Genomic DNA, 18,001 nt, shown 5'->3' on the forward strand with positions numbered 1-18,001 from the left:
TCAAGCCTGACTTCGTTGCAAAATTGCAACGCGTCGAGACGCCGTTTTACCCCTTCCTCCCAGTGAACCGGTTGGGCCAGCTGCCTGATTGAATAAGCAAATAATATTTTTGTAGCCACGGTGGTCCAACCAATCTACAGTACGGTCTAGCCAGATAAATATAAATGTGAACACTTGATCACGCCTATAACGGAGGAGACCCCCCATGCAGCCCCATAACAGCCCCAATCCACGCCGCGCCTTGCTGGCCTCGGCAGTCAGCCTGGCGGTACTCCAGATGAGCGGCCAGGCCTATGCGCAGAGCACCGCGCCGGCCGAGCCGGAACAGAAAATGCAGACGGTGGCGGTGACGGGCTCGCTGCTGCGGCGCGCGGCCGACGAAGGGGCGACGGCGCTGACCGTCATCAAGGCCACCGAACTCGAAGCGCGCGGCCACACCGAACTGAAAGACCTGGTGCTCGAGCAGCCGCAGTCGCTCTCGCTGGGCACGAATACGGGCGCCGCCGGCCCGGTGACCAACCTGCGCGGCCTGGGCCCGATGCGCACGCTGACCCTGCTCAACGGCCGGCGCCTGGCGAACGAGCCGCTGCAGGACCAGTACGTGTCGGTGAACGTGATTCCGCGGATGGCGCTGGACCGCATCGAAACGCTCAGCAGCGGCGCCGCCTCGATCTATGGCGCCGACGCCATCGGCGGCGTCCAGAACTACTGGACCAAGCGCGGTTACGAAGGCGCGACCATCAAGGCGGAATACGCCACGCCCGAGATGAGCGGCGGCGGCGACACCAGGAGCATCGGCGCCATCTTCGGCTACGGCAACCTGGGCCGCGACGGCTTCAACGCCTATATCGCGATCGACCACCAGAAAAAATCGGCGCTGTTCCAGGACGACCGTCCCGAGCAGCACGATCCGGCCACCCTGCGCACGCTGGGCCTGGGCATCACCCCGGACTCGCGCAATCCGAACCCGTTCGCCAACTTCGGCTTCACGCGCGCCGCCAATTCCAATTACAACCCGAGCTTCGCGACCGGCTGCGGCGCGCCTTATTCGGTACCGGTACTGGGCAACCAGAGCGCGAACGCGACGCCGGTGTACGCCCCGGGGTGCTTGCGCAATCCGCTGTACTGGACCGCGGTGACCGACGGCAGCGAGATCACGACCATGTCGGCCCGCGCCAGCTGGAACCTGTCGGGCGGCGTCAAGGTCGACCTCGATCTCTTGCACAGCAATTTCACGGTACAGAAATTCCGCGGCATGCAGGTGCCGGGAACGACCAACCCATTCACCACCTACACGCTGCCGTCGACCAGCCGCTTCTATCCGGGCAAGGGGATCACGCCCGGCGTGCAGGTTGTGGGCAGCAATACCGGCAGCAATACGCCGGCCATGTTCATCGACCCGGCGAAGACGCCTGGCGCGGTCAGCAACCTGAACCTGAACAACCGTCCGCTGTTCTTCCAGTGGGGCCCGGCCGAACTGGGACCTGCCTACCGCAACGACGAGCAGACCAACGACCGCCTGGTGCTGACGGTCGAGGGCGACGCCCTGGGCTGGGATTACCGCGCAGGGGTGAACTACGGCGTGTCCAAGCGCGACACCCGCGTCGGCGAAGGCTACATCCTGTACACGAAGGCCCAGGAAGGCTTCAATAACGGCACCCTGAATCCCTTCGGCCTGCAGGACGCCGCCGGCGCGGAATACCTGCGCAGCATCCAGGCGCTCGACTACACCTACCGCCTGAACAAGGCCTACAACCAGAGCGTCGACCTGACCCTGTCGCGCCCCGTGATGACCCTGGGCGGCGGCGACGTGATGCTGGCCGTGTCGGGCGAGCTGCGGCGCGACTCGGCGCGCACCCATAATGCGCCGCTCGACTATGTCCTGAAGCGGGCCGACGGCAGCTACAACATCGACGCGGCCGGCAACGTGGTGCAGAGCGACCTGGTGGGCGAAACCCCACAGGGCGTGGCCAAGAAGCTCAAACGCGACATCGCCTCGCTGGTGATGGAAGCCGATGTGCCGCTGACCAGCACCTTCCTCGTCAACGGCTCGGTACGCGCCGACTATTACGACGACCTGAAGCAGACCACAATCAATCCGAAGCTGGCCGTGCGCTGGCAGCCGCTCACCGAGCTGGTGCTGCGCTCCTCGGTCTCCACCGGTTTCCGCGCGCCGTCGATCATGGACATCCAGAACCCGACGCCGGAAGTGCGCACCCTCGAAATGGACGATCCGGTACTTTGCCCGAGCGCCCAGCCGACCGTGCCCACCACCGGCAATCCGGTCGCCGGCTACACGCGCGACCAGGTCTGCAATGTCCTGACCAACTACTGGACCAAGACCCCGAACAACGACTTCCTGGAGCCCGAGAAATCGCGTGGCTTCTCCTACGGTTTCGCCTACGAGCCGATCAAGAACCTGACGGTGACGGTGGACTACTGGGGCCTGAAGCTGCGCAACGTGCTGGGCGCGCTGACGATCGCCGAGGTCCAGCAGAATCCGGCCAAGTACGAGGAATACATCGTGCGCGCACCGAACGGGCTCATCGACCACATCGTGGCGAGCCAGGCGAACCGTGGCCAGACCCGCATCCGCGGCGCCGACATCGCGGTGGGCTATCGTTTCCCGAAAACGGCCTACGGCAGCTTCAGCGCCCAGCTCGACGGAACCTGGTACGACAAGTACGAATTCCAGGGCGAGAAGGACGGCGTGTGGCTGCAGAACGTCGGCATCATTACCAACGATGGCCGCTACGGCGCCGCGGGGCCGAACTCGGGCCTGGCGGGCATGCCGCAGGTGAACCCGCGCTGGAAGCACACGGCCTCGCTCAGCTACACCAACGGGCCCTGGGGCGGAACGCTGTCGCAGCGCCACCAGACCGGCCTGACCGACCTGACGCCGCGCGCCGGCTCGACCCTGACCAAGGTCGAAGCCTACACTCAGTACAACCTGAACCTGCGCTACAAGGGCATCAAGAACACCACCATCAGCCTGGGCGTAAACAACCTCACGGAAGAATTCCCGCCACTGACCGCCAACACCATCTACAGCGGCGGTTACGTGACCAGCATGGCCGACATGCTGGGCCGGGTCTACCGCGCATCGGTGGAGTACAAGTTCTGATCTAGTCTTACTCGATCCAGCCGAAGCCGTCGCGCGCCAGCAGTGCGAAGGCTTCGGTCGGCCCCCACGATCCGGCCGCATACGCATGCGGCTTTTCGTCCAGCGTACCCCAGCCATTGATGATCGGATCGGCCCATTCCCAGGCCGCTTCCAGCTCGTCGCGCCGCATGAAATGGGTCAGGCGTCCGCGCACCACGTCGATCAGCAGGCGTTCGTAGGCTTCGGCGCGGCGCTGCTGGAAGGCCGACTGCAAATCCAGGTTCAGCTCGACCTGCTGCATCTTCATGCCGCTGCCCGGTTCCTTGGCCATGACCTGCAGCTTGATCGCTTCCTCCGGCTGGAGTTCGATCACCAGGCGGTTGGCGACGCCGCCCGGGGTCTCCGGGAACAGGGGGAAGGGAGGATTGGCGAACTCGATCACGATCTTCGAGGAGCGGCGCGCCATGCGCTTGCCGGTGCGCAGATAGAACGGCACCTTCGACCAGCGCCAGGTATCGACGTGCGCGCGCAGGGCGACGAAGGTTTCGGTTTTCGAATCCGGCGGCACGTTGCTCTCTTCCAGGTAACCCGGCACTTCCTGGTTGCCGCTGACCCCGCGCCGGTACTGGCCGCGCACCGTGTCGCGCGCGATATCGGCCAGCCGGAAGCGCCGCAGCGAGCGGATCACCTTCAGCTTTTCGTCGCGCACGGCGTCCGGAGAGAGCGAAGTGGGCGGCTCCATGGCGACGATGCACAGCAACTGCAGCAAGTGGTTCTGCACCATGTCGCGCATGGCGCCGGTACTGTCGTAAAAGCCCGCGCGGCTGCCCACGCCGACTTCCTCGGCCACCGTGATCTGGACGCTGGAAATGTTCGGGGCCCGCCACAGCGGCTCCAGGATCGAATTCCCGAAGCGCAGCACCATCAGGTTCTGCACCGTTTCCTTGCCCAGGTAATGGTCGATCCGGTAGATCTGCGACTCGGCGAAATGCCTGCCGACGGCCTCGTTGATGTCGACCGCGGAGGCCAGGTCCCTCCCCAGCGGCTTTTCCAGCACGACCCGGGCATGGGCGTCGACCAGTCCCGCTTGCGACAACTTGTCGCAGATCGCGATGAACAGGGACGGCGCGGTGGACAGGTAGAACACCCGCTGGGCGCCGGCGCGCGAAGCTTGCGCCAGGGCGCTGAAGTCGGCGGCCTGCTGCACGTCGAGCCGGACATACACCAGCAGTTCCAGGAAGCCGCTCCAGGTCTGCGCATTGAAATTGGCGCTGGCGATGAAGGAGCGCGAATGTTCTTCGACATGGGCAAGGTAGGCGCCGCGGTCGATGTCCTGGCGGCCGGTGGAGAGGATGCGGGTCGAGGGCGACAGGTTACCGTGCAAATAGGCCATGTACAGCGCGGGCAGCAGTTTGCGCATGGCCAGGTCGCCCATGCCGCCGAAGATGATCATGTCGAGGGGGAGGCCGGTATCGGGTTCCAGAGGGGACGTCATTTGAATCCTTTGCCAAAAAAATGGGAGAGCGGCGCTGCGCCTATGTGCGCCAGACTATCAGAAGGGGTGTCTGCAATCAAAATCCTGGCCGCTGCCGTGCGCCGGAGTTATCCTGATGCAATCGCCACCACATGGAGGATGCATGAAGCAATTATCGAGAGGGGAGCGGCTGCCCCTGGGCTCCCTGGCGCCGGATGGCGTCCTGCACGCCGGTTTGTCGGCACGGGGACTGGCGCTCGACTTCGCCTGCTTTGCGCTCGACGCCGGCGGCAAGCTGGTGGGCGAGCCCTACATGACCTTCTTCAACCAGCCCGTCAGCCCCTGCGGCGGCGTGCGGGTGGCCGCCGCCAGCGCCGACAAGGACGGGTTCAGGTTCGAGCTCGGACGGCTGCCCCAGGCGGTCGACCGGGTCGTCATCACGGCCAGCATCGATGGCAGCGGCCGGATGTCGCAGCTGCAGTCGGGCCACCTGCGCCTGTGCAGCGCCGATGCCACCGCCGAATTTGCGCGTTTCGATTTCGAGGGCCGCGACTTCGCAGCCGAGCAGGCCGTGATGCTGGGCGAGGTCTACCGCAAGGATGGGCAGTGGCGCTTCATGGCGGTGGGCCAGGGATTCAATGGCGGTTTGGCGGCGCTGGTGGCGCATTTCGGGGGCGATGTTGCGCCCGCGCCCGCGGCGACAGCCCCGGCAGCGCCGGCAGCCCCGCCTTCCATCAGCCTCGAGAAGCGCGTCGAGCAGGCGGCGCCGCAACTGGTCAGCCTGGTCAAGTCGGCCGGGGTGTCGCTGGCAAAAGCGGGACTCGGCAGCCACCGCGCCAAGGTCTGCCTGGTGCTCGACATCTCCGGGTCGATGAGCAGCCTGTACAAGAAAGGCCAGGTGCAGCGCTTTGCCGAACGTATCCTGGCCCTCGGCTGCCAGTTCGACGACGACGGCGAAATCGATGTCTTCCTGTTTGGCAGGAATGTCCACCGCGGCCCGCCCATGGGGCTGGGTAATTTTGCCGGCTACGTCGGCCAGATGATCGAGCGCCATCCGCTCGAATGGGATACCCGCTACGGAGCGGCCATGGAAGCGGTGCGCCGCCATTATTTCCCGGATAGCGGGGGCGGCGAGCGCAAGACGCCGCACAAGGCGCCCTTGCCGGTGTATGTCATGTTCGTGACCGACGGCACCACGTCCGACAAGCCTGTGACCGAGCGCCAGTTGCGCTGGGCCAGCCGCGAACCGATCTTCTGGCAGTTCATGGGTATCGGCAAGGGGAAAAAATCGAAGAGCAAGCAGCTGGCCAATTTTGCCGACTCCGATTTCCCCTTCCTTGAAAAACTGGATGAACTCGATGGCCGGCTGATCGATAACGCCGACTTCTTTTCGGTCGCCAGTCCCGACGAGCATTCCGACGCCGAACTGTACGACTTGCTGATGACGGAGTATCCCGGCTGGGTGAAGCTGGCAGCCGGGCACGGCTTGCTCGGCTGAGAGGGCGGCGGGCGCCTGCAAGGCGTCTGCCCAGAGGTTATGATGTTCACCATTCTCTCACCCAACCCAGGAACCGACGCCCCATGACGACTTCCAGCTACCCCGACACCCGCCTCCTGATCGCCAACGAATGGCTCGACGCTTCCGGCGGCAAGACCATCCCCGTGCTCAACCCGGCCACCGGCCAGCCGATCGGCAGCGTCGCCCATGCTTCGATCGCCGACCTCGATCGCGCGCTCGCCGCCGCCCAGAAGGGTTTCGAAACCTGGCGCGCCGTGCCGGCGGCCGAACGCGCCGCCCTCATGCGCCGCGCCGCGAACCTGCTGCGCGAGCGCGCCGGCGACATCGCCCGCCTGCTGACCCAGGAGCAGGGCAAGCCGCTGGTTGAAGCCAAGGGCGAGGCGCTGGCCGGCGCCGAAATCATCGACTGGTTCGCCGCCGAAGGCATGCGCGTGTATGGCCGCATCGTCCCGTCGCGCAATCCGGCTGCCCAGCAGCTGGTGCTGAAAGAGCCGGTCGGCCCGGTTGCCGCCTTCACGCCATGGAATTTCCCGATCAACCAGATCGTGCGCAAGCTGTCGGCGGCCCTGGCCACCGGCTGCTCCTTCCTCTGCAAAGCGCCGGAAGAAACCCCGGCCTCACCGGCCGCGCTGCTCCAGTGTTTCGTGGACGCCGGCCTGCCGCCGGGCGTGGTCGGCCTGGTGTTCGGCGATCCTGCCGAAATCTCCAACTACCTGATCCCGCACCCGATCATCCGCAAGGTCACGTTCACCGGTTCGACCCCGGTCGGCAAGCAGCTCGCCAGCCTGGCCGGGGCCCACATGAAACGCGTTACGATGGAACTGGGCGGCCACGCACCGGTGATCATCGCCGAGGACGCGGACGTGGCGCTGGCCGTGAAGGCGGCCGGCGCGGCCAAGTTCAGGAATGCCGGCCAGGTCTGCATTTCGCCGACCCGCTTCCTGGTGCACAACGCCGTCAAGGCCGAGTTCACGCGCGCGCTGGTCAAGCATGCCGAAGGCCTGACCCTGGGCGACGGCCTGATCGAGGGAACCACGCTGGGGCCGCTGGCCAATGCGCGCCGGATGAGCGCCATGGCGAAAATCGTCGAGGATGCGCAGGCCAGGGGCGCGACGCTTGCCACCGGCGGCAATCGCGTCGGCGAGACCGGCAACTTCTTCGCGCCGACTATCCTGTCCGACGTGCCGCTCGACGCCAGCATCTTCAACGACGAGCCCTTCGGCCCGGTGGCCGGCATCCGCGGTTTCGACAGCCTGGAAGAAGCGATCCTGGAAGCCAACCGCCTGCCTTACGGCCTGGCCGGCTATGCCTTCACGCGCTCGATCAAGAACGCCCAGCTCCTGATGAACCGCATGGAAGTGGGCATGCTTTGGATCAACCAGCCGGCCACGCCGAGCGCCGAGCTGCCCTTCGGCGGCATCAAGGATTCGGGCTACGGTACCGAGGGCGGACCGGAAGCGATGGAGTCCTACCTGAACACCAAGGCGGTGTCGATGGTCGGCGTCTGAGGGAGCGGCGGGTGCGCTAGAGCAGGAAGGCGCGCCCGCCCGTATCCGTCATGTGCTCCGCGGCGCCCGTCTCGTCCTTGAGATGGACGCCGCTCAGCTGCCGCGCGCGCGCCTGGGTCAGCAGGTAGTGCAGCCTGGCCGCGGCGGCGCTGATCCCCAGCCCGGCCGGCCGGACGTTCGAGATGCAGTTGCGGCGCTCGTCGGTCAGGCCGATGCGCGGCGCCCAGGTGAGATACATCCCCATGCTGTCGGGCGAACTCAGGCCCGGCCGCTCGCCGATCAGCACCACCACCACCTTCGCTCCCAGCAGTTCGCCGACCTCGTCGCCGACCGCCACGCGACCCTGTTCGACGATCGCCAGCGGCGCCAGCACCCAGCTTTCCGGTTCCAGCCGTGCACGCAGTGCCGCCAGCAAGGGCGCGGCGTGCCGGCTTACGGCGCTGGCCGACAGGCCGTCCGCGACCACAATACACACATCGAATCGACAGCCGTCAGCTGGCCTTGCCAGCAGCTGCGCGCGCGAGGGCGCATCGAGCCGGCGCCCGAGGTCGGGCCGCTGCAAGTACTCGTTTCTGTTCGCTGCCGCGCTGTGCAGCAACAGGGGAGAGGACGGCGCCGGCCAGCTGTGCGCCAACTCGTGCGCGAGGCTGCCGCTGTCAAGCGCCTGGTGCACGGCGTCGCGCGCCTGTGCATGGGCCAGCTGGAAGTCGAGCTGGGTGCGCGTCAACTGGCTCACACCCGTGTGCCCGAGCGCGATGCGGGCCGCGGTGAAACGGCGCAGGGCATGCCAGGGGTCGGTGCTGATCTCTGACACGGGACCTCCTTATGAAAGCTGCAGCAGCGCGCGCTCGAAGGACGGCGGCAGCGTGCGGCCCAGCGTCGCCTGCTCATCGGCCGTAAAAATCCCCGTCTCGCGCAGCCAGGCATGGAATTCCGGCGCCGGCTGCAGTCCGAGTATGCGCCGTGCATACAGGGCGTCGTGGAAGGACGTGGTCTGGTAGTTCAGCATGATGTCGTCGGCGCCGGGCACGCCCATGATGAAGCTGCAGCCCGCCGCGCCCAGCATCGTCAGCAGCACGTCCATGTCGTCCTGGTCGGCTTCGGCATGGTTGGTGTAACAGACGTCGACGCCCATCGGCAGGCCGAGCAGCTTGGCGCAGAAGTGGTCTTCCAGCCCGGCGCGGATGATCTGCCTGCCGTCATACAGGTATTCCGGTCCCATGAAGCCGACCACGGAGTTGACCAGGAGCGGCTCGAAGGCGCGCGCCACCGCGTAGGCGCGCGCCTCGCAGGTCTGCTGGTCGAGGCCCTGGTTGGCGTTGGCGGAGAGCGCGCTGCCCTGGCCGGTCTCGAAATACATGAGGTTCTCGCCCAGGGTGCCGCGTTTCAGGCTCAGCGCGGCCGCGCGTGCTTCGCGCAGCATGGCCAGGTCGATGCCGAAGCTGGCGTTGGCAGCTTCGGTGCCGGCAATCGACTGGAACACCAGGTCGACCGGTGCGCCGCCTTCGATGGCGGCCAGGGTATTGGTGACATGGGTCAGCACGCAGGACTGGGTCGGGATCGCGTGGCGGGCGATGACGTCGTCCAGCATGTGCAGCAAGGTGCGCACCTGCTGCAGGTTGTCGGTGGCCGGGTTGATGCCGATGACGGCGTCGCCGCTGCCGTACATCAGGCCGTCGAACAGGCTGGCGGCGATGCCGGAGGCGTCGTCCAGCGGATGGTTCGGCTGCAGGCGCGTCGACAGCGTGCCGGGCAGGCCGATGGTGCCGCGAAAGCGCGTGACGACGCGGCATTTGCGGGCCACCAGCACCAGGTCCTGGATGCGCATGATCTTCGAGACCGCGGCCGCCATTTCGGGCGTGATGCCCATGGCGACTTGGCTCAGCATCGCCGGGTCGGCGGCGTCGCCGAGCAGCCAGTCGCGCAGGCCGCCGACGGTCAGGTGGCGGATCGGCGCGAAGGCGGCGCTGTCGTGGCTGTCGACGATCAGGCGCGTGACCTCGTCGTGCTCGTAGGGCACCACGGCCTCGTTCAGGAAAGTGGTCAGGGGCAGGTCGGCCAGCGCCATCTGCGCCGCGACGCGCTCCTCGGCGCTGCCTGCCGCGACGCCGGCCAGGTAGTCGCCCGAGCGCGCGGGCGTGGCCTTCGCCAGCAGCTCGCGCAGGCCGGCGAAGCGATAGGTCCGGCTGCCGACGATGTGGGTGATCTGGCTCATGGCTGCTCTTTCTCCTGCACGGGCAGGTCCGTCACGGAAACTTCGCTGGGCATCGCGTGCTCCGATCCTGCCACATTTTGTCACTGCCGTGCGCGGCCCTGGATGTGCACCCTGTTGGGCTGTGCCTCGGCTGCTCCTTGGGTAGAATGGCTGATTGTTCCCACTACCCGACAGCTACCGCGTGCAACCAGCCATCAAGCCACTCGTTCGGACCATCTTTTTTTATATGCTGTCGCTGTTGATGGTCGCGCTGGTGCTGGTGGCCGGCACGCTCGTCTATGACGCGGTGCGCGATGCGAAGACGTCGCGTACCGACCTGGAAACGCTGCGCCGGGTCCAGACCGACGTGGCGCGCTACCGCGAACGACAGGGGGCCGAGCTGGCGGCCAAGCTGGATGCGGCACCGCGGCACACGCTCGCCACGCTGGACCGGCGCATTGCCAGCCTGGTGGCCGACCTGCGCAGCAACCTGGCGCCGGCCGACATCGATCCCTATGCCTTGCTGCGCTCGGGGCCGTCGGCGTATGTCGAGCGCCTGTCCTCGCACTACGAAACGGCGCTCGCGCGCGAGCTGGCGACGCAGGAGCTGGCCTACCTCCAGCAACTGCGCGCCCAGCTCGCGATGGTCGAGGGCCGCGCGGCGGCGCAGCGTGAACTGGAGCGGCTGCACAGGGAGCACATCAGAATCGACCAGGCTTATCTCCGGAAGCTGCGGGAGAAGGAGAACCTTGTCCTCATCCGTGAAAAGCTGACCGATCTGGGTCTGCCCGAGCCGAATATGTTGAAACAGTCCCTTGAGGATGTCGACACGAGCAAAATCGCCGAACGGCAGGCAGCCGCAGCCTGCGGCGCGCAGCGGGCGGCGCTCGAGCGCATGGCGCTGCCGACGCGACCGGGCCGGTTTGCGCTCGACCAGGGAGCGCTGGCGCGTGCCGTGCAGCCGCTCGGCAAGCTGGTCAGCGATATGGAGAACGCCGTCGCCACCCACCCGATCTCGCGTATCGGCAACCGCTGGCCGTGGGCGCTTTCCGTTGCAGCCGGCCTGCTGCTGAGCGCTTTTGCGCTGAAAGTCGCGCTGCGCGCGCTCCTGTATTTCGTGCTGGCGCCGCTGGTTACCCGGCGTGCGCCGCTGCGGCTCGACAGCGTGGCGCCGGGCCAGGGCGAGGCCGAGGCGATCTCTCCCTCTGCCGCTTCGCAAACGATCACGCTCGGGCCGAATGAAGAATTGCTGGTCCTGCCGCGCTACCTGCAGGGCGCTGCGTCGGCTGCGGCGACGGCGACCCGCTGGCTGCTCGAAGGGCGCCGCTGGGCCGGCCTGGCGTCGGGCATGGTCCTGCTGACCTGCGTGCGCACGCGTGGGCCGGAGGAAGCGATCAATCTCTCGGCTGCCGATGGCGGCATGGGCGAACTGGCGCTGATCCGCGTCCCGGCCGGTGCTGGCCTGGTGTTCCAGCCGCGCGCCCTGGTCGGCCTGGTGTGCGTCCGCGACATGCCGCTCGCGCTTGAACAGCATTGGCGCCTGGGCAGCCTCCATGCCTGGCTGACCCTGCAACTGCGCTATGTCGTGATCCGCGGCCCGGTGACGCTGGTGCTGCAGGGCCGGCGCGGCGTGCGCGTGCGGCAAGCCGACGGCGGGCAGCTGATCAGGCAAAGCGCGACCCTGGCGTTTTCAGCCGACGTGGCGTATTCCACCCAGCGCTGCAATCCCTTCCTGCCCTACCTGCAGGGCCACGCCGATTTGCTGTACGACCGTTTCGACGGCGGCCATGGCATTTACATCCACGACGAGACGATCGACGCCGCGCGCGCAGGCGGGCGTTTGAAACGCGGACTGGAAGGCTTGAGCGACGGGGTATTGAAGGTGTTTGGACTATGAGCGGAGAGACGATGACGACAGCGCCGATGACGGTGGAGCAGGGGATTGGGCTGGCTGGGGTGGGGAAGTTCCAGTATCGCCTGTTCATGATTTTCGGCCTGGTCTGGATGGCCGACGCCATGCAGGTGCTGTCGATCGGCTTCTCGGCGCCGTCGATCGCGAAGACGTTCAACATCGGCATGCCCCAGGCGCTGCAGACCGGCACGCTCTTCTTCGTCGGGATGCTGGTCGGCGCCTTCGTGTTCGGGCGCCTGGCCGACCGGATCGGGCGCCGTCCGGTGCTGCTTGGCGCGGTGGTGATCGACGCCTGCTTCGGCGTGGCCTCGGCCTTTGCTCCGGATTTCAACTGGCTGCTGGTGTTTCGCTTCGCCACCGGCATTGGCGTCGGCGGTACGCTGCCGGTGGATTACACGATGATGGCGGAATTCCTGCCCAGCGACCGCCGCGGGCGCTGGCTGGTGCTGCTCGAATCGTTCTGGGCGGTCGGCACGATCCTGCTCGCCGTGCTGGCGCTGCTGGCCACCGGCTGGGGCAACGACGCCTGGCGCCTGATCTTTTTTGTGACCGGTCTGCCGGCGCTGATCGGTGTCGTCCTGCGCTTCTTCGTGCCCGAGTCGCCGATGTACCTCACTCGCAGCGGCAAATCGGAGGCGGCGCGCGTGGTGCTGCAGCGTGTGGCCGAGGTGAACGGGCGCGTGGTGACGATCCCGCAGCTGGTTCCGGAAGCCGCGCTCAGGAAGCCGCTGTCGGCGCTGTTTTCCGGCGTCCTGCGCCGGCGCAGCATCGCGCTGTGCGTGGCCTGGGGACTGATCTCGATTGCCTACTACGGCGTCTTCGTCTACCTGCCCGTGAAATTGAGCGCCGAAGGCTTCGGCTTCATGCGCGGCCAGGAATTCCTGATCCTGCTGGCCGTCGTGCAGCTGCCGGGCTTCGCGCTGGCGGCGTATGGCGTCGAGCGCTGGGGCCGCAAACCGACTCTGGTCGGCTTCCTACTGCTGAGCGCCATCGGCTGCATGTTCTACAGTTTCGGTAACGCGACCGCGGTGGTGGTGGGCTCGACCCTCCTGATGAGTTTTGCCCTGCTCGGCACCTGGGGCGCGCTGTACGCGTTCACGCCCGAGGTCTACCCGACCGACCTGCGCGCCAGCGGAATGGGCATGGCCGGCGCCGTCGCACGTTTCGGCGGTCTGTTCGCGCCGCTGATCGTGGCGCCCGTGATGGCGACCCGGTTCACGCTGTCGCTGGCGATGCTGGCCGCCTTGCTGGTCGTCGGCGCGCTGGCGATCCTGTGCGTCGATGTGGAGTCGCGCAACCGCGCCCTGGAGTAAGCGCTACCCTCGCGATGCTGGGAGGTGCAATCCGGTCCGGACTGGCGCAGAATGCATGAGTTCTCAAGGGAGGAAGCGGATGCGGGATGTCGTCATCGTCGGCGCCGGCCATAACGGCCTGGTATGCGCGTTTTACCTGGCGAAGGCCGGGCTGAAGGTCACGCTGCTGGAGGCGCGCGGCGTCGTCGGCGGGGCCGCGGTCACCGAGGAATTCCATCCGGGCTTTCGTAATTCGGTGGCCGCCTATACGGTCTCGCTGCTCAACCCCAAGGTCATCGCCGACATGGACCTCGCCGGGCAAGGCCTGCGCATCGTCGAGCGGCCGCTGTCGAATTTCCTGCCGCTGGACGACAGCCGCTACCTGAAACTCGGCGCCGGCAAGACCTACGCCGAGGTGGCCCGTTACTCGCAGCGTGATGCCGACCGGCTCGACGCCTTTCACGCCCACCTCGACACCGCCGCCGACCTGCTGCGCGACCTGGTGCTGCAGACGCCGCCGAACCGGGTGCAGGGCAACTGGCTGGCGGCGCTGCCCGAACTGATCAAGGCCGGCAGGCTGGGCAACCGCATGCGCAAGCTGTCGGTCGCGACCCAGCGCGAACTGCTCGACCTGTTCACGAAATCGGCCGGCGACTATCTCGACGGCTGGTTCGAGAGCGCGCCGATCAAGGCGGCCTATGGCTTCGACAGCGTGGTGGGCAACTATGCCAGCCCGTATTCGCCCGGCTCGGCCTATGTGCTGCTGCACCATGTGTTCGGCGAGGTCAATGGCAGGAAGGGCGCCTGGGGCCACGCGATCGGCGGCATGGGCGCGATCACGCAGGCGATGGCGGCGGCGGTGCAAAAGCTGGGCGTGGAGATCAGGACCGGCTGTCCGGTGAAAGAGGTGCTGCTGGCGCAAGGCCGCGCCACCGGTGTCGTCACGGCCACGGGCGAACGCATCGACGCCCGCGTGGTGGTGTCGAACCTGAACCCGCGCCTGCTCTACACCCGGCTGGTCGACCCGGCCGCGCTGCCCGCCGACTTCCTGCGCCGCATGCAGGCCTGGCGCTGCGGTTCCGGCACCTTCCGCATGAACGTGGCGCTGTCCGAGCTGCCCGATTTCAGCTGCCTGCCCGGGCGCGAAGCGATGGAGCACCACGGCAGCGGCATCATCATCGCCCCCAGCCTGCAGTACATGGAGCGCGCCTACCACGACGCGCGCGCGCTTGGCTGGTCGCGCGAACCGATCGTCGAGGTGGTGATTCCGTCGACCCTCGACGCGAGCCTGGCGCCGGCTGGCCAGCACGTGGCGAGCCTGTTCTGCCAGCACGTCGCGCCCCAGTTGCCCGACGGATCGAGCTGGGACGCGCATCGCGAGCATGTCGCCGACCTGATGATCGATACCGTCGACCGCTATGCGCCGAACTTCCGGCGCTCCGTGCTCGGCCGCCAGATCATGAGCCCGCTGGACCTGGAACGCACCTTCGGCCTGGTCGGGGGCGATATCTTCCATGGCGCGCTCGGGCTCGACCAGTTGTTCTCCGCGCGCCCGATGCTGGGTCACGCGGATTACCGTGGCCCGATCGCAGGCTTGTACACCTGCGGCTCCGGCACCCATCCGGGCGGCGGCGTCACCGGGGCGCCTGGGCACAATGCGGCACGTGAAGTGCTGCGCGATGTCGGACGCCGCGCCTCGTTATAATCCGGCATGACAAAAACAAGCATCCTCGGCCTGGCCTGCTGCCTGGCCATGCTGCCGCACGCCGCCGCGCAAAACGCCGAGCGCCAGCTGCAGGGCATCCAACTTACCGGCAACACGCTCGAGATCGCCACCAGCGATGGCCGCTACCTGGTCAAACCCTACTCGAGCCAGATCGTCGAGACGACTTTCATCCCGAAAGGCGAAAGCGTCGTCCCAGGTTCGCACGCCGTGGTGCTGGCCCCGACCGGCGTTGCGGCCAGCTTGACGGACGAGGGCGCGCGCCTGCGCTTCGCCACCGCCGGCATCAGCGTCACGGTCGAACGCCAGCCGTTCCGGATCAGCTATGCCTACAAGGGCAGGCCGCTGGTGGCCGAGAAACGCGGTTACCTGCCGGGCAAGGACCTGGAGACCATCGAGTTCGCGCTGGACGACGGCGAGGCGCTCTACGGCGCCGGCGCCCGTGCGGTCGGCATGAACCGCCGCGGCCATCGCTTCGAGCTGTATAACAAGGCCCACTACGGCTACGGCAACCGCTCGGAGCTGCTGAACTATACGATTCCGGTGGTCCTGTCCTCGAAAAAGTACGCGATCCACTTCGACAATCCGCGCACCGGCTGGCTCGATTTCGACAGCCGCAAGGACGGCAGCCTGCGCTATGAGGTGACCGGCGGACGCAAGACCTACCAGGTGGTCGCCGGCGACAGCTGGGACGAAGTGATGGAGCATTACACCAGCCTGACAGGGCGCCAGCCGCTGCCGCCGCGCTGGGCTTTCGGTAATTTCGCCAGCCGTTTCGGCTACCGCAGCGAAGCGCAAACCCGCGCCGTGGTCGACAAGTTCATCGCCGAGAAAATTCCGCTCGACGCCGTCGTGCTCGACCTGTACTGGTTCGGCAAGGAGGTCAAGGGCACGATGGGAAACCTCGACTGGGACCGCGACACCTTCCCGAACGCGGAGAAGATGATCGCGGACTTCAGGAAGAAGGGGGTCAAGACGGTCGTCATCAGCGAGCCGTTCGTGCTGACCACGTCGAAGCGCTGGCAGGAGGCAGTCGCGCGCAAGGCGCTTGCCCTGGACGCCGGCGGCGAGCCGTTTGTCTATGACTTCTATTTCGGGAATACCGGCCTGATCGACCTGTACAAGCCGGAAGGGCGCGACTGGCTCTGGAGTATCTATAAAAAGCTGAAGGCGGACGGCGTCAGTGGCTGGTGGGGCGACCTGGGCGAACCGGAAGTGCACCCGGCGGCGCTGCGCCACGCGAACGCGCCGGCCAACCATGTGCACAATGTGTATGGCCACGACTGGGCGCGCCTGATCGCCGAGGGCTACCAGAAGGAGTTTCCGAAGGAGCGGCCCTTCATCCTGATGCGCGCCGGTTACTCGGGTTCACAGCGCTTCGGCATGATCCCCTGGTCGGGCGACGTCAGCCGCAGCTGGGGCGGCTTGCAGTCGCAAATAGAAATCTCGCTGCAGATGGGCATGCAGGGCCTGGCCTACATGCATTCGGACCTGGGCGGTTTTGCGGGCGCCGTGCTGGATGACGAAATGTATGTGCGCTGGCTCCAGTACGGCGTGTTCCAGCCGGTCTTCCGTCCGCATGCGCAGGACGAGGTTGCGCCCGAACCCGTGTTCCGTTCGGCGCGCGCCAAGTCGCTGGCACGCAAGGCGGTGAGGCTGCGCTATGCGATGCTACCCTATAACTACACAATCGCATTCGACAACAGCCGCACCGGCATGCCACTGATGCGTCCACTGATGTTCGCCGAGCCCGCACACGGCGAGCGCGCCGGGACCTACCTGTGGGGCCCGGACTTCCTGGTCGCACCGATCGTGGAGCCAGGCACAACGCGCCAGGAAGTGATGTTCCCGCAGGCCGGCAGCGTTTGGTTCGACTTCCATACCGACGCCGTCCATCGTGGCGGCGTGCTCGAGGTAGTGAAACCCGAAGAAGCGCGGATCCCCGTGTTCGTGCGCGCCGGCGCTTTCGTGCCCATGGCGAAGGTGGTGCAGAGCACGCGCGACTATACGGGGCGCCAGCTGGACCTGCACTATTACCATGATGCTTCCGTGGCGGCGTCAAGCGGCAAGGTGTACGACGACGATGGTGAGACTGCGGCCGCGTATGAGCAGGGCAAGTACGAGATCGTGCGGTTTGCCAGCAAGTACGAGGGCAGCAGGCTCGAGATCGGTTTCGCCACCGAGACCGGCAAGGCGCTTGCGCCGGCCGCGCGTGGCTTCAGCTTGAAAGTCCACAACGTGTCCGGCAAGCCGCGTGCGGTCTCGATCGACGGTCGCCCGGTCGCTGTTCACTGGCATGCGCGCCGCAAGCTGCTGGAGGTAAGGGTGCCGGCGCGCAGGCGGCAGGACGCCAGGATTGCCATTTCCCTTTAAGGTATGTTGCAAAAATGAGACTTGCAAACCAGCGCCGGGCTTCGCTATAATTCGCCTCCCGCTGCAGTGAGCACTGCGAAAGACCAACGAAATCAAGATGTTGGTATGTCGTAAGTGCAATATGCGCAGTGAGGTGCAACAAAAAAGAGGTTGACGAGTATCGCGAAACACTGCATAATCTCATCTCTCTGCTGCTGACGAACAAAACGCTTCTCAGAACACAGCAAGGCAGTACCGAATACAGTTCTTTAAAAATTAACAGTCGATAAGTGTGGGCGTTTGATGAAGGTGCCAGGGACTTCGGTCCTTGATTACTTAAATTATCAAATGTTCACAAAAGTATTAAGCGTTGTCTCAGCAATGGGATGACGGTCAGTATCGAGTGAGCGACCCGTCCGCAAGGACGGAGACACGAAAGTGTCTATTAAACAGAGATTAAACTGAAGAGTTTGATCCTGGCTCAGATTGAACGCTGGCGGCATGCTTTACACATGCAAGTCGAACGGCAGCGCGGGGCAACCTGGCGGCGAGTGGCGAACGGGTGAGTAATATATCGGAACGTACCCAAGAGTGGGGGATAACGTAGCGAAAGTTACGCTAATACCGCATACGATCCAAGGATGAAAGCAGGGGACCGCAAGGCCTTGTGCTCCTGGAGCGGCCGATATCTGATTAGCTAGTTGGTAGGGTAAAGGCCTACCAAGGCTTCGATCAGTAGCTGGTCTGAGAGGACGACCAGCCACACTGGAACTGAGACACGGTCCAGACTCCTACGGGAGGCAGCAGTGGGGAATTTTGGACAATGGGCGCAAGCCTGATCCAGCAATGCCGCGTGAGTGAAGAAGGCCTTCGGGTTGTAAAGCTCTTTTGTCAGGGAAGAAACGGTGGAGGTTAATACCTTCC

Annotated in this window: 10 protein-coding genes and 1 rRNA gene; 8 read left to right on the forward strand and 3 right to left on the reverse strand. The window is 65.8% G+C overall.

Going from position 1 to position 18,001, the window contains the following annotated elements:
• Nucleotides 1–205 precede the first annotated feature (205 nt).
• Nucleotides 206–3,124 carry a TonB-dependent receptor domain-containing protein gene (locus tag AC56KZ_RS12475; protein WP_497162483.1) on the forward strand — a complete coding sequence of 973 codons (2,919 nt, stop codon included), beginning with the start codon at nucleotides 206–208 and terminating at the stop codon, nucleotides 3,122–3,124.
• Nucleotides 3,125–3,131: 7 nt separating this feature from the next.
• Here the strand turns inward: AC56KZ_RS12475 and zwf are convergent, their stop codons facing one another.
• A complete protein-coding gene (gene zwf, locus AC56KZ_RS12480; protein WP_497162484.1) occupies nucleotides 3,132–4,598 on the reverse strand; it encodes a glucose-6-phosphate dehydrogenase in 1,467 nt (488 codons plus the stop codon).
• A 142-nt stretch (nucleotides 4,599–4,740) separates the two neighbouring features.
• Between zwf and AC56KZ_RS12485 the strand changes: the two genes are divergently transcribed.
• Both AC56KZ_RS12485 and AC56KZ_RS12490 read left to right on the forward strand, forming a co-directional pair.
• A complete protein-coding gene (locus AC56KZ_RS12485) occupies nucleotides 4,741–6,075 on the forward strand; it encodes a VWA domain-containing protein (RefSeq protein WP_497162485.1) in 1,335 nt (444 codons plus the stop codon).
• An 83-nt stretch (nucleotides 6,076–6,158) separates the two neighbouring features.
• Nucleotides 6,159–7,604: an NAD-dependent succinate-semialdehyde dehydrogenase gene (locus AC56KZ_RS12490; protein WP_497162486.1), complete on the forward strand. Its 1,446-nt coding sequence runs from the start codon at nucleotides 6,159–6,161 to the stop codon at nucleotides 7,602–7,604.
• A 16-nt stretch (nucleotides 7,605–7,620) separates the two neighbouring features.
• Here AC56KZ_RS12490 and eutC read toward each other — a convergent pair whose 3' ends face one another.
• Complete coding sequence (gene eutC / locus AC56KZ_RS12495; RefSeq protein WP_497162487.1) at nucleotides 7,621–8,418, reverse strand: ethanolamine ammonia-lyase subunit EutC; 798 nt, start codon at nucleotides 8,416–8,418, stop codon at nucleotides 7,621–7,623.
• A 9-nt stretch (nucleotides 8,419–8,427) separates the two neighbouring features.
• Nucleotides 8,428–9,819: an ethanolamine ammonia-lyase subunit EutB gene (locus tag AC56KZ_RS12500; protein ID WP_497162488.1), complete on the reverse strand. Its 1,392-nt coding sequence runs from the start codon at nucleotides 9,817–9,819 to the stop codon at nucleotides 8,428–8,430.
• Nucleotides 9,820–9,973: 154 nt separating this feature from the next.
• Between AC56KZ_RS12500 and AC56KZ_RS12505 the strand changes: the two genes are divergently transcribed.
• The 5 genes from AC56KZ_RS12505 to AC56KZ_RS12525 form a co-directional block, all read left to right on the forward strand.
• Nucleotides 9,974–11,695, forward strand: a complete 1,722-nt coding sequence (locus AC56KZ_RS12505) for a hypothetical protein (protein WP_497162489.1) — start codon at nucleotides 9,974–9,976, stop codon at nucleotides 11,693–11,695.
• Between the two features lie 11 nt (nucleotides 11,696–11,706).
• A complete protein-coding gene (locus AC56KZ_RS12510; RefSeq protein ID WP_497162490.1) occupies nucleotides 11,707–13,023 on the forward strand; it encodes an MFS transporter in 1,317 nt (438 codons plus the stop codon).
• 79 nt (nucleotides 13,024–13,102) lie between these two features.
• Entirely contained in the window at nucleotides 13,103–14,707 is a 1,605-nt protein-coding gene (locus AC56KZ_RS12515) for a phytoene desaturase family protein (protein ID WP_497162491.1), read from the forward strand.
• A gap of 6 nt (nucleotides 14,708–14,713) precedes the next feature.
• Nucleotides 14,714–17,098: a glycoside hydrolase family 31 protein gene (locus AC56KZ_RS12520; RefSeq protein ID WP_497162492.1), complete on the forward strand. Its 2,385-nt coding sequence runs from the start codon at nucleotides 14,714–14,716 to the stop codon at nucleotides 17,096–17,098.
• A 437-nt stretch (nucleotides 17,099–17,535) separates the two neighbouring features.
• Nucleotides 17,536–18,001: ribosomal RNA gene (locus tag AC56KZ_RS12525) — 16S ribosomal RNA — on the forward strand; the annotation flags it as partial.

Source organism: Telluria sp. LT2P34, from assembly GCF_059685915.1.